Source organism: Streptomyces sp. HD, assembly GCF_028369295.1.
GTDB lineage: Bacteria > Actinomycetota > Actinomycetes > Streptomycetales > Streptomycetaceae > Streptomyces.
Map to the genome: position 1 here is coordinate 1 of NZ_JAQMYP010000063.1, position 12,750 is coordinate 12,750.

General features: G+C 70.6%; 11 protein-coding genes. 5 read left to right on the forward strand and 6 right to left on the reverse strand.

Features of this window, described 5'->3' with window-relative positions:
* Positions 1 to 65: 65 nt before the first annotated feature.
* Positions 66 to 821, reverse strand: a complete 756-nt coding sequence (locus POF73_RS39725; RefSeq protein WP_272124248.1) for a ferritin-like fold-containing protein — start codon at positions 819 to 821, stop codon at positions 66 to 68.
* A gap of 481 nt (positions 822 to 1,302) precedes the next feature.
* Here POF73_RS39725 and POF73_RS39730 point away from each other — a divergent pair, with 481 nt between their 5' ends.
* Together POF73_RS39730 and POF73_RS39735 are read left to right on the forward strand one after the other, a co-directional pair.
* The gene (locus POF73_RS39730; protein WP_272124249.1) at positions 1,303 to 3,903 is read left to right on the forward strand and encodes a DEAD/DEAH box helicase; all 2,601 of its coding nucleotides are present in this window, start codon (positions 1,303 to 1,305) and stop codon (positions 3,901 to 3,903) included.
* Between the two features lie 605 nt (positions 3,904 to 4,508).
* Positions 4,509 to 5,432, forward strand: coding sequence for an alpha/beta fold hydrolase (locus POF73_RS39735; RefSeq protein ID WP_272124250.1), 924 nt, complete (start codon positions 4,509 to 4,511; stop codon positions 5,430 to 5,432).
* A gap of 9 nt (positions 5,433 to 5,441) precedes the next feature.
* Here the strand turns inward: POF73_RS39735 and POF73_RS39740 are convergent, their stop codons facing one another.
* The gene (locus POF73_RS39740) at positions 5,442 to 6,335 is read right to left on the reverse strand and encodes an NYN domain-containing protein (protein WP_272124251.1); all 894 of its coding nucleotides are present in this window, start codon (positions 6,333 to 6,335) and stop codon (positions 5,442 to 5,444) included.
* Between the two features lie 206 nt (positions 6,336 to 6,541).
* On the opposite strand from POF73_RS39740, the gene POF73_RS39745 reads away from it, so the two are divergent.
* Complete coding sequence (locus POF73_RS39745) at positions 6,542 to 6,694, forward strand: hypothetical protein (RefSeq protein WP_093906763.1); 153 nt, start codon at positions 6,542 to 6,544, stop codon at positions 6,692 to 6,694.
* Positions 6,695 to 6,771: 77 nt separating this feature from the next.
* Here POF73_RS39745 and POF73_RS39750 read toward each other — a convergent pair whose 3' ends face one another.
* The 3 genes from POF73_RS39750 to POF73_RS39760 all read right to left on the reverse strand — a co-directional run bounded on the left by POF73_RS39750 (position 6,772) and on the right by POF73_RS39760 (position 9,148).
* Positions 6,772 to 7,377 carry a MarC family protein gene (locus POF73_RS39750; RefSeq protein WP_272124252.1) on the reverse strand — a complete coding sequence of 202 codons (606 nt, stop codon included), beginning with the start codon at positions 7,375 to 7,377 and terminating at the stop codon, positions 6,772 to 6,774.
* A gap of 57 nt (positions 7,378 to 7,434) precedes the next feature.
* Positions 7,435 to 8,292: a PHP domain-containing protein gene (locus tag POF73_RS39755; RefSeq protein ID WP_272124253.1), complete on the reverse strand. Its 858-nt coding sequence runs from the start codon at positions 8,290 to 8,292 to the stop codon at positions 7,435 to 7,437.
* 214 nt (positions 8,293 to 8,506) lie between these two features.
* Positions 8,507 to 9,148 carry a DUF6758 family protein gene (locus POF73_RS39760; RefSeq protein ID WP_272124254.1) on the reverse strand — a complete coding sequence of 214 codons (642 nt, stop codon included), beginning with the start codon at positions 9,146 to 9,148 and terminating at the stop codon, positions 8,507 to 8,509.
* A gap of 125 nt (positions 9,149 to 9,273) precedes the next feature.
* Between POF73_RS39760 and POF73_RS39765 the strand changes: the two genes are divergently transcribed.
* Positions 9,274 to 10,485: an MFS transporter gene (locus tag POF73_RS39765; RefSeq protein WP_272124256.1), complete on the forward strand. Its 1,212-nt coding sequence runs from the start codon at positions 9,274 to 9,276 to the stop codon at positions 10,483 to 10,485.
* A 30-nt stretch (positions 10,486 to 10,515) separates the two neighbouring features.
* Here POF73_RS39765 and POF73_RS39770 read toward each other — a convergent pair whose 3' ends face one another.
* Entirely contained in the window at positions 10,516 to 11,100 is a 585-nt protein-coding gene (locus tag POF73_RS39770) for a suppressor of fused domain protein (RefSeq protein ID WP_272124258.1), read from the reverse strand.
* A 507-nt stretch (positions 11,101 to 11,607) separates the two neighbouring features.
* On the opposite strand from POF73_RS39770, the gene POF73_RS39775 reads away from it, so the two are divergent.
* Positions 11,608 to 12,723, forward strand: a complete 1,116-nt coding sequence (locus tag POF73_RS39775; protein ID WP_272124259.1) for a magnesium and cobalt transport protein CorA — start codon at positions 11,608 to 11,610, stop codon at positions 12,721 to 12,723.
* Positions 12,724 to 12,750: the final 27 nt, after the last annotated feature.

Genomic DNA, 12,750 nt, shown 5'->3' on the forward strand with positions numbered 1-12,750 from the left:
GCAGGTGGCAGGTGGCAGGTGGCAGGTGGCAGGTGGCAGGTGGCAGGTGGCAGGTGGCAGGAAACCTACGCCGCAAGCCCCAGTGCGGCCATCCGCTTCGTGTGAGCCTCGGTGATCCGCGAGAACATCCTCCCGACCTCGGCGAGATCGAACCCGTCCGCGACCCCGCCCACGAGCATCGTGGACAGCGCGTCCCGGTCGGCGACCACCCGCTGCGACTGCGAGAGCGCCTCCCCCATCAGCCGCCGGGCCCACAGCGCGAGCCGCCCGCCCACTCGCGGATCGGCGTCGATGGCGGCCCGCACCTTCTCCACGGCGAACGAGGCGTGCCCCGTGTCGTCGAGCACGGCCAGCACCAGGCCCCGCGAGTCCGAATCGAGGCGTGCCGCGACCTCCCGGTAGAAGTCGCTGGCGATCGAGTCGCCGACGTACGCCTTGACAAGCCCCTCCAGCCAGTCCGACGGCGCCGTCTGCCGGTGGAACCCGTCCAGCGCGGCGACGAACGGCTCCATGGCCTCCGTCGGCTCCGCCCCGATCTCCGTCAGCCGGTCCCGCAGCTTCTCGTAGTGGTGGAACTCGGCCGACGCCATCTTGGCCAGCTCCGCCTTGTCCGCCAGCGTCGGCGCCAGCTTGGCGTCCTCCGCCAGCCGCTCGAACGCCGCCAGCTCCCCGTAGGCCAGCGCGCCGAGCAGGTCCACGACAGCGGCCCGGTACTGCGGATCGGCGGAGGCCTGCGCCCAGTCCTGGGCGGCGACCCCGGTGTGCTCGACGGTGGTGTCAGTAGTGTCGGAGGCGTCAGAGGTGTTGTCAGGCGTCGTCATGAAGCGCACAATAGCCCGCTCGCCGCGTCCCGGAAGTCCCTGGTCAATCACTGTGACGACGACTACGTGACCAATTCGGCCATCGCATGTGCGCGTTTCCGGGGTATGGTGGTAATGCGCCCGCTGAGTATTCAGACGTACTCGACGGGCCGCGCGTTATGAGGATGCCCGGTCGGTGGCCCGATCGGCTCCGACCCGACAGCCCTCCCCGGCCGTACGGCACTGTGCGTACGGCGACCGGAGGGACACCCTCAGCGGTACGAGCGCTAGAGCGTCGGCAGTGGTCCCGTGCCCTACGGCCAGCCCGTAAGGCAGCCGACGTCCCCGGCACGGTCCGTCAACGACCCCCTCGCTCGCCTCGCACCGCGTACACAGAAGAGGCAGCACCCTGACTACGACTTTCCGAGAGCTCGGAATCCTTCCCGAGACCGCCGAGGCCCTTGAAGCCGTCGGCATCATCAACCCCTTCCCCATCCAGGAGATGACCCTCCCCGTCGCCCTTTCCGGCACGGACGTCATCGGCCAGGCCAAGACCGGCACCGGCAAGACGCTGGGCTTCGGTCTCCCGCTCCTGGAGCGCGTCACCGTCCCCGCCGACGTGGAGGCCGGCCGCGCCCAGCCCGAGTCCCTCACCGACGCCCCGCAGGCCCTCGTCGTCGTCCCCACGCGCGAGCTGTGCACGCAGGTCACCAACGACCTGCTGACCGCGGGCAAGGTGCGTAACGTCCGTGTTCTCGCCATCTACGGCGGCCGGGCCTACGAGCCGCAGGTCGAGGCCCTCAAGAAGGGCGTCGACGTGATCGTCGGCACCCCGGGCCGGCTGCTGGACCTCGCTGGCCAGAAGAAGCTCAACCTCAAGCACATCAAGGCGCTCGTCCTCGACGAGGCCGACGAGATGCTCGACCTGGGCTTCCTGCCCGACGTCGAGAAGATCATCAACATGCTGCCGGCCCGCCGCCAGACCATGCTGTTCTCGGCGACCATGCCGGGCGCGGTCATCGGTCTCGCGCGCCGTTACATGTCGCAGCCCACCCACATCCGCGCCACGGCGCCGGACGACGAGGGCGCGACGGTCGCGAACACCGCGCAGTTCGTCTACCGCGCGCACAACATGGACAAGCCCGAGATGGTCGCGCGCATACTGCAGGCCGACGGCCGGGGACTGGCCATGGTCTTCTGCCGTACGAAGCGCACGGCGGCCGACCTCGCCGACCAGCTCCAGCAGCGTGGTTTCGCCGCCGGCGCGGTTCACGGCGACCTCGGCCAGGGCGCCCGCGAGCAGGCGCTGCGCGCCTTCCGAAACGGCAAGGTGGACGTCCTCGTCTGCACCGACGTCGCCGCCCGCGGCATCGACGTCGAGGGCGTGACGCACGTCATCAACTACCAGTCGCCGGAAGAGGAGAAGACGTACCTGCACCGCATCGGCCGCACCGGCCGCGCGGGCGCCAAGGGCATCGCGATCACCCTCGTCGACTGGGACGACATCCCGCGCTGGCAGCTGATCAACAAGGCGCTGGAGCTGAACTTCAACGACCCGCCGGAGACGTACTCCACCTCCCCGCACCTCTTCGAGGAGCTGAGCATCCCCGCGGGCACCAAGGGTGTCCTGCCGCGTTCGGAGCGCACGCGCGCCGGGCTCGGGGCGGAGGAGCTGGAGGACCTCGGCGAGACCGGCGGACGCGGTGCGCGCGGTCGCGGTGGCCGGGGCGGCCGGGACGAGTCCCGTTCGTCCTCGTCGGACCGTGAGCACTCGGCACGTACGCCGCGTCGCCGTCGCCGCACGCGCGGCGGGGCTGCGCTGGACACCACGTCGGCGCCCGCGGCCGGTTCCGGCAGCCCGGAGGAGACCGCCGGGATCGCCGAGAGCGTCACGGCCGAGTCCGTCACCGGACCTCGCACCCCGCGCCGCCGTCGCCGCACCCGCGGCGGGGCGTCGGCGGAGCAGCCCGCTGCGGTGACGGCCACCTCCACGGACGCCGCGGAGGCAGCGGTCACGACGGCGGAGGGCCCCGCCCTTGACACCGCCGCGGAGACCCCGGCCAAGCCGCGCCGCCGCCGTACGCGCAAGTCGGCGGAGTCGAAGGCGACTTCGGCGGAGGCCACGGATCGCGCCGAGACCTTGTTGGCCACGACGACCTCGGAGCCCGTGCAGGCGTCGGAGTCCGTAAAGGTGTCGGAGTCCGTGCAGGCGTCGGAAGCCGTGAAGGCGTCCGAGACGGCCACGGCCGCTCCGCAGGCGTCGGACGACGCGGCTCCCGCCGCCAAGCCGCGCCGCCGCACCCGCAAGGCAACGGCTGCCGCAGAGACCGCAGTCGACACGGCCGAAGGCACCGCCGAGGCCGCCGAGGCGAAGCCCAAGACGCGCCGCACCCGCAAGACCGCGGCATCCGTCGAAACCGCGGACATCCCGGCCCAGCCGACCGCGGAGCCGGAGGCAGCCGAGGCCAAGCCCAAGGCACGCCGCACCCGCAAGGCGACGGCAGCCGCAGAGACCGCGGTCGACACGGCCGAAGGCACCACCGAGGCCGCCGAGGCCGCCGAGGCGAAGCCCAAGGCACGCCGTACCCGCAAGGCCACGGCCGCTGCGGAGACCGCGGTCGACACGGCCGAAGGCACCACCGAGGCCGCGGAGACCAAGCCCAAGGCACGCCGCACCCGCAAGACCGCGGCGTCCGCCGAGGCCGCCGTCGACACGGCCGAAGGCACGGAGGCGAAGCCGCGTCGTACGCGCAAGGCCGCCGCGACCGCCCAGGAGCCGGAGGCCGCCGAGGCCAAGCCTCGGCGCACCCGCAAGGCCACGGCCGCCGCGGAGACCGCCGTCGACACGGCCGAAGGCACCACCGAGGCCGCCGAGGCGAAGCCCAAGGCACGCCGCACCCGCAAGACCGCGGCGTCCGCCGCCCCGGCCGCGGACATCCCGGCCCAGGCCACCCAGGAGCCGTCGGCCGACGCGCCCGCGCCGCGCCGCCGTACCCGCAAGGCCGCAGCGACCGTGGAGGCCGCCGACGCCACGGCCGAGGCCAAGCCCAAGGTGCGCCGCACCCGTAAGGCGACGGCCGCAGTGGAGCCCGCGGAGAGCTGATCTCCCGTACGACGGCCCGGTCCCGCATCACACGGGGCCGGGCCGTCGGCGTTGCCGGGGACGCTCCCACCTTCCGGCCCGCAACATCCAGCGAGCCCGGCACACACCACGCACAGGCACCGGCCACCGACTCAGCCCGCCCCGCGAGCACACAGACAGACCCCGGCCACCACCTCAGCCCGCCGCACATGCCCACGCACAGGCACCGGCCACCACCTCAGCCCGCCCCACGTGCACACGCACAGGCACCGGCCACCACCTCAGCCCGCCCCACGTGCACACGCACAGGCACCGGCCACCACCTCAGCCCGCCCCACGTGCACACGCACAGGCACCGGCCACCACCTCAGCCCGCCCCACGAGCACACAGACAGACCCCAGCCACCACCTCAACCCACCCGGCATGCGCTACGGACAAGCACCAGCCACCGCCCAGCAGGCCCCGCATGCACAGACCGAGGCCCAGGGGGCCAAGACCACCCCAGGCACCAACCTCAGGACCACTCAGGCACCGACTCCAGCCACAGTTCCCACCCACCGCCGCCCCCGCCTCCCCGCCCCCACTCGCCGCCCCGCTCCACACCCCCACCCGCTACCCTCCCCCCGTGAGCTCCCAACCCACCTTCACCCCACCCCCGAACGCCCGCGCCTACCGCCTCCACACTCCCCGCGGCACGTTCGCCGTCGTCGATCACCCCGCCGCACCCGGCGTCGAGGCCCGAGGCCTCGCCCTCCTGCTCCCCGGATTCACCGGCAGCAAGGAGGACTTCACGCTGATGCACGAACCGCTGGCGGAGCGCGGCTACCGCACCGTCGCCGTGGACGGGCGCGGACAGCACGAGTCGGACGGACCGGAGGACGACGAATCCGCCTACGCGCGGGGCGAGTTGGCCAGGGACGTGCTGGCCCAGGCGGCGGCGCTCGGCGCCCGCAACACCCCGCTCCACCTCTTCGGTCACTCCCTGGGCGGCCAGATCGCCCGTGCGGCCGTGCTGCTCGACCACACGCCGTTCCGGTCGCTCACCCTCATGGCGTCGGGACCTGCCCAGATCTCCGACTCCCAGCAGCAGCGCGTGAAGCTGCTGAGGGACGCGCTCGGGGTGATGACGATGGCCGAGACCTGGGAGGCGATCCGCGCCATGGGTCCGCCCGAGGAGGTCGGCGGCCCGGCACGCGGCATCGGCGGCGAGGAACTGCTGCGGCGCCGCTGGCTCGGCACGAAGCCCGCGCAACTCCTCGCCACGGGACGCCAGTTGACCACGGAGCCGGACCTCGTGGACGAACTCGCCGCTCTCCCGCTGCCGTTCCACGTCCTGTCGGGCGCCAGCGACGACACCTGGCCGGTCCCGGTCCTGGACGACATGGCGGCACGGCTGAAGGCCCGCCGCACGATCATCCCCGGCGCCGAGCACTCCCCCAACGCCGACCAACCCCTGCCCACCGCCCAGGCCGTGGCCGACTTCTGGGACAGTGTCGAGGACACCGAGAGCCCGGCCGGCCCGCCTCCGACCAGTGCCGCCGGCCAGTAACGCCGGCTGCTAGTACTGCGCCTGCAGGTGCTCCCAGAACCCGTCCCGCAACGCCCGCCGCAGATCCGCCTGCCCGCGCAGCGAGTACTGCAGCAGCCCCTCCGCCTCCACCAGCAGATCCTGGTCGACCGACCCGGGGAGGTAGGGGTGGCCGGGCAGCAGCTCGACGAGTGACTCCCGCCCGCGCGCCGCGAGCCACTTGGCCGCGATCTGCGCGCCGACGAACCGGACGTCCTCCCGCGTCGGCCGAGCCCCCGCCGCCTCGTATGCGGCGGCGGTGCGCCGGGAGACGTACGGCTTGAAGAATTCGAGGTCGAAGGTGCGCTGGCTGTCGACCTCCCAGAGCAGGGGCTCGGCCTGGTTGCGGCCCTCCGGCGCCTCGATGCCCCACAGGTGCACGCGGGCGCCGTAGCCCTGCGCCGCCTCGACCGCCGACACCAGGTCCTCGTCGCCACCGAGCAGTGCCGCGTCGCTGATGGCGCGGTGTCTGGCCAGGGACTCCAGGTCGGTCCGGATCAGGGAGTCGACGCCCTTCTGCTGGTTGTTGGCATTGAGGTTGCCCAGCCGGACCTTCACATCGGGAAGCTCGGCGATCGACTGCTGCTCCGCCGTGTGGATACGGCGCCGCGCACCGTCGTACCAGTAGACCCGCAGCAGCCTGCTGTCCGCGAAGATCGTGCGCGCCCGGTCGATCAGCGCCTCGATCAGCCCCTCGGCGTCCAGGTCGAAGGCGCGTCGGTCCTCGGTCCCGGCGACCAGCCGTCCCGCGGCTGCGTAGAGGTAGCCCGCGTCGACGAAGATCGCATGGGTGGAGGGCGTCTTCGCCACCTCGGCGAGCATGCGTTGCAGCAGCTCGTTGGTGTGGTCGATGCGGGCGGCGAGCGCCGCGAGGTCGTCGTTCATCGCCTCCATTGTCCCGGCGGTCACGCTGCGAACACAACCGGTCCCGGTCAGTCTCGCCTTGATCCCTCAGCAACCACTTACCGGTCAGTAGTTAGCCGTTCGAAAAATTTCTTTAGCGTAGGGAATGTTTGTAACACGAAGCTCGTTGACTCCATGTGTAACCAAGTAGTTCTCCTCAGGAGGATGACCAGACGAAGGGAGAAGCCATGCGCTTCGAAATCATGCGACTCGACGAGGTCGACGGCACGCCCGTGGACAGCACCGTCGTGGACGCCGCCTCCGTCAACCGGATCGTTCAGCAGGCCGCCGCGATCGGACAGCGGCTGTGGATCCGACCGGCCGAGACCACGGCCTCATAACAGACGCGGATCACCGCAGAAGCTTCGAAGCCCCCGTACGGCACATGCCGTACGGGGGCTTCGCGCATGCTTCCGGCTCAGGCGCCCTGGATCACCTGCGTGACGCCGTTGATGATCTGCTGCACGGCGATCGCCGACAGCATCATGCCGGCGAGCCTCGTCACCAGGACCACGCCGCCGTCCTTGATCACCCGGATGATCAGCAGCGAGTACCGCATCACGAGCCACAGCACGACATGGATGGCGAGGATCGCCGCCCACACCGACACCTGCGTGGCCGCGCTGTCGGCCTTCTGCACGGCGAGGATGACGGACACGATCGCACCCGGCCCGGCCAGCAGCGGCATGCCCAGCGGCACCAGGGCGACGTTGACGTCCTTGGTCTGCTTCGGCTCGTCCGTCTTGCCGGTGAGCAGGTCGAGCGCGATCAGCAGAAGCAGCAGCCCGCCCGCGATCATCAGCGCGGGGACGGAGACGTGCAGATAGTTGAGGATCTGGTGGCCGAGGAGGCCGAAGACCGTGATCACACCGCCCGCCACGCAGACGGCCTGGAAGGCCATCCGCTTCTGCACCTTGCCGGGGCGGCCGGCGGTCAGGGCGAGGAAGATCGGGGTGATCCCGGGGGGATCCATGATGACGAAAAGGGTCAGGAAAAGGGAGCCGAAGACGGCGACGTCGAACATGACTGATGGGGCCTTGCGGGAAGAGGTGCGGATACGGGGACGACGGCGAGCTGACTGTCAGGCCCCGCCGGTCCCCGGCACCGGGAACGCCCCGGTCGCCCGCCGGGTGATCTCGCCGTACACCTCGGGATCCGTCGTGTACTCGCCGAGCACGCAGGTCTTGCGGCTGCCGTGGTAGTCACTGGACCCGGTCGCCAGCAGCCCGAACTCCTTCGCGAGTCCGCGCAGCCGTGCACGCGTGTCGGGGTCGTGGTCCATGTGATCGACCTCGATGCCGTCGAGCCCGGCCGCGGCCATCTCGGCGATCGCGGACTCCGGCACCGTACGGCCCCGCTTGCTCGCGGCGGGATGCGCGAACACGGTCACCCCGCCCGCGGCCTTGACCAGCCGGATCGCCTCGAAGGGATCGGTCTCGTGCTTCTCCACGTAGGCCCGCCCGCCGTCGGCCAGCCAGTCCTCGGTGAAGGCGTCGCCCACGGTCGGTACGACCCCGAGCTCGACCAGCGCGGAGGCGACATGCGGCCGCCCGACCGAGCCGTCACCGGCGATCCTCAGCACCTGCTCCCAGGTGACGGGCACGCCCAGCGCGTTGAGCTTGGCGACCATGCCCTGGGCCCGGGGCACCCGGTCGTCCCGCACCAGCTCCCGCTCGGCGAGCAGCGCCGGCTCCTCCGGGTCGAACAGGTAGGCCAACATGTGCATGCTGACGCCGTCGATACGACAGGACAGCTCGGCCCCGGCGACGAGCGTCAGCCCCTCCGGCAGCGCGGCGACGGCCTCGGCGTACCCACGGGTGGTGTCGTGATCGGTGAGCGCCACGACGTCCAGACCGGCGGCAGCGGCATTGCGCACCAGCTCGGCCGGCGTGTCCGTGCCGTCGGAAGCGGTGGAGTGGGTGTGCAGATCGATACGCACGACGCGAACTCCAGACGATGACGACACAGAAGGGGACGCCCAAGGATAACCGTATTTTCAACGACCACTGTCACACCCGCACAGCCAAGCACCCCTTACATCAACCCACCCGGGGGCGCGGGGCTGTATCGATATGCGGCTCCGCCGCGTGGGCGCGACCGGCCACAGACAACCCGCAGCCGCCCGCGAACGGAACGCCCCACCCTCGTAGGCGCTACGGCTCAAGCAAGCGCGGTGACAACGCCCCGCACGGCACCAGATCCACCTCGGCCCCCGCATCCCGCAGATCCGTCAGCACCAGCTCGTCGTACATCAACAGCCCGGACTGCTCGGGCCACATGACCGCCCACAGCCACATCCCGAGCGCCTCCCCCGCGAACACGGCACGATCGTCGGGCGTGCCCGACACATGCCACAGCGGCGTCGGCCGCCCGGCGGCGAGGACCTTGGCCTGGGGCGGCTTCTCGACGTTCAGGTACGGCCCCGGGTCCGGGCCGTCGATGCCCGCGTAACGCGCACCGAGACCGACACTGAGTTCCTCGGCGACCAGGATCATCTCGCCCATACCGCCGAGCGGCCCCGGCCCGGAGCAGGCCACGGCGGTCGCGCGGCCACCGCTGCGGTCGTCGCCGGCGCTGGCGACACCCGTGAACAGCCAGCCGATCGGCAGCGGCCACGGCATCCACACCGGCACCCGTGTGCGATGCACCACGACACTGAGGGCCTCGACGCTGGGCGGGATCACGGGCTGCACCGGATGAACGGTGCCGTGCACATCGCATTGCCAGGTGTCGGCGAATAGTCCGGGAGCCCTGACCCGGCCACCACACTTCGGGCAACTGGGTTCGCCCCTCATAGGGCCCCACGGTCCTACCCCAGGTGCGTCACGTCAAGGACGATCACCCGTCCGGGCGGAACCCGCTCGCCGAGGCAACCGGATGCCCTTTGCATTATTTAGCCTACCTAACTTAATATGTGTATATGCCATCTACATCTCTGCTGCGGCAGCCGAAGGCCGTGTGGGCGACCGCCGGCGCGTCCGTCGTCGCCTTCATGGGCATCGGACTCGTCGACCCGATCCTGCCGTCCATCGCCGGCGGCCTGCACGCCACACCCGGCCAGGTCTCCCTGCTCTTCACCTCGTACTTCCTCATCACCGCCGTGGCGATGCTGCTCACCGGCTTCGTCTCCAGCCGGATCGGCGGCCGCAGGACCCTGCTGCTCGGCCTCGCGTTCGTGGTCGTCTTCGCCGGGCTCGCGGGCACGTCCGGCTCGGTCGGCGAACTGGTCGGGTTCCGGGCGGGCTGGGGGCTCGGCAACGCGCTCTTCGTCTCCACGGCCCTCGCGGTCATCGTCGGCGCGGCGGCGGGCGGCAGTGCGGCGGCGATCCTGCTGTACGAGTCCGCCCTCGGCCTCGGCATGGCCTGCGGCCCGCTGCTGGGCGCACTGCTCGGAGACGCCAGCTGGCGCTACCCGTTCTTCGGTACGGCCTTCCTGATGGCCGTCGGCTTCCTGTGCATCGCGGTGTTCCTGAAGGAGCAGCCGAAGCCGGCCCGCAAGACCTCGATCCTTGACCCGATCAGGGCGCTCGGCCACGGCGGTCTGGCGTCGGCGGCGGTCTCGGCGTTCTTCTACAACTACACGTTCTTCACCGTGCTGGCCTTCACGCCGTTCGTGCTGGACATGAGCCCCTACCGGTCGGGCGCGGTGTTCTTCGCCTGGGGTGTGCTGCTCGCCGTGTTCTCGGTGATCGTGGCCCCGCGCATGCAGGAGCGGTTCGGCTCGCTCAACGTGCTGGGCGGGTCGCTGGTGCTGCTCGCCGTGGACGTACTGGTCCTCGGGTACGGCGACCACGCCACCGCCGTCGTCTGCACGATCCTGTCCGGCGCGTTCATCGGCGTGAACAACACCGTCTACACGGAGCTGGCGCTCGGCGTCTCGGACGCGCCGCGCCCCGTGGCGAGCGCGGGCTACAACTTCGTGCGCTGGTTCGCGGCGGCGGCCGCGCCCTTCTTCGCGCCGAGGATCGAGGAGTGGACCGGCAGCGTCCGCCTGCCGTTCGTGGTGGCGGCGGTCACCGCCGTCGCGGGCGCCGTCGTGGTCGTCGTACGGCGGAAGGCGCTCGCGCACGATGCCGAGGAACTGGTGACGCGGCATGCGACGGAGGACAGTGTCACCGTGTTCGCCAACTGACAGTTTTCGGCCACCGGTTGGTGAGGTTCCTCACCCCAGCGGGACGGATGTGCGGGCGGGGTCCCGCAGGTCCGTCCCGCTCGTCAGCCAGCGTTCCTGGAGGGCCTGGGCGCCGTGGACGCGCTTCCAGGCGGCCTCGTTCGGGGTCATCGGCAGCAACGGCAGGAATCGGACCGGGTCGAGGGGCTCGTCGAGTTCCAGGTCCTCGACCAGGCCGCCCGGTTCGGCCACCAGGACCGAGGTGAATGGGGCGCCGGGCCACAGCGGCTCGCCGACGTCGAGCGAGGCGCCGGGGGCCACGATCACGCCCTCGACCTGCGGGGACGCGGCAAGTACGGCGAGCGGGCGGAGCACCTTGTCGGTGTCGGCCGGGCCCGGGCGGACCGAGAGGACCAGCTCAACGCGGGGGCCCTTGACCGGGTCGGCGACCATCGCCGTGGGGTCGCTCATGGGCTGCGCGGACATGCCGAGCGTGGCGTAGCGGACGATGTCCCCGTCCTGGAAACGGAGCACCTCGATGCGGTCCGTACCGAGGAAGGTGACCGCCGCGCGAGCGTCCGGTTCGCCCAGCGCGGTGCGCAACCGGGCCTCGACCAGTGGAAGAACATCAGCCATGCCGCGAGCATAGAACTCGTCAGTACCGGGCAAAGCAGCGCCTTGACACTTCAGTCGGCTGATACTCTTGCCCGGTGTTCGGGGCAGCACGCAGAAGCGTCGCGATCGAGTCCCAACGCTGATGAAAACTCCCCTACGGGGAACCCCACACGGGGTATGGAACGTCCCTCACGAGGGACCGGCCGGAGGAGGTGGGGCTGTCATGGATCGAAGTCGACCGTGCAGTACCACTCGCTCTTCCCGCCGCTGATGTAGCTGATCCGGCTGTTCCGCTCCGGCTGACCGCCGTCCTTTCACGCTCGCGTCCTCCCACGGAAGAGCACTTCGTTTCGCTTTGCCTGATCGGTCCGATCTGAATCAGCAACGAAGCCCACCACCGCAACGGTGCGGTGCTCCCCGCTTTGTGGACGTGCCAAACATCCTGAGGTCAGGACGTCCCCATTCCGGGCAGTTCCAACCGAGCTGTGGCCCTACCCGCTTCGTTGCCCGTTGCGAAGGAGCCTGCTCATGTCGATGATCCGCGACCTGCGTGCCGTGGTCCGCCCGTCCCGCGTCTCGCTGCGCAAGGACAACGGCGCCTACGACACCACCCGCGCCCCCGGGACGCCCTCGGCCGTCGTCGACTGCGCCGTCTACCGAAACGGCGCCCGGGTCGAGACCCCCAAGCCGCTGACCCCGCACGAGGCGATGCGCCAGGTGCGGCGGGACGGGGGGTTCGTGTGGATCGGCCTGCACGAGCCGACCGAGGCCGAATTCTCCGGTATCGCCGGTGAGTTCGGACTGCACCCGCTGGCCGTCGAGGACGCGGTCCAGGCCCACCAGCGGCCGAAGCTGGAGCGCTACGACGACTCCCTGTTCACCGTCTTCAAGACCATCCACTACGTCGAGCACGACGAACTCACCGCCAACAGCGAGATCGTCGAGACCGGCGAGGTCATGTGCTTCACCGGACGGGACTTCTTCATCACCGTCCGGCACGGCGGGCAGGGCTCGCTGCGGGCCCTCAGGCACCGGCTGCAGGACGACCCCGAGCTGCTCGCCAAGGGCCCGTCGGCCGTGCTGCACGCGATCGCCGACCACGTCGTCGACGGGTACGTCGCGGTCGCCGACGCCGTGCAGGACGACATCGACGAGGTGGAGACCGAGGTCTTCTCGCCGGGCCGCAAGGGCACGCCGCGCGGTACGGACGCGGGCCGGATCTACCAACTCAAGCGCGAGGTCCTGGAGTTCAAGCGCGCCGTGGCGCCGCTGCTGCGCCCCATGCAGTTGCTGAGCGAGCGGCCGATGCGGCTGATCGACCCGGACATCCAGAAGTACTTCCGCGATGTCGCCGACCACGTCGCGCGCGTGCACGAACAGGTCGTCGGCTTCGACGAGCTCCTCAACTCGATCCTCCAGGCCAACCTCGCGCAGGCGTCGGTCGCGCAGAACGAGGACATGCGGAAGATCACCTCGTGGGCCGCGATCATCGCCGTACCGACGATGGTCTGCGGTGTGTACGGCATGAACTTCGACTACATGCCCGAGACGCACTGGAAGTACGGCTACCCGGTGATCATGAGCGTCACGGTCGCCATCTGTCTGGGCATCCACCGCACGCTCAAGCGCAACGGATGGCTCTGACCGGCCCGGACACGGCTGGATAGGCTT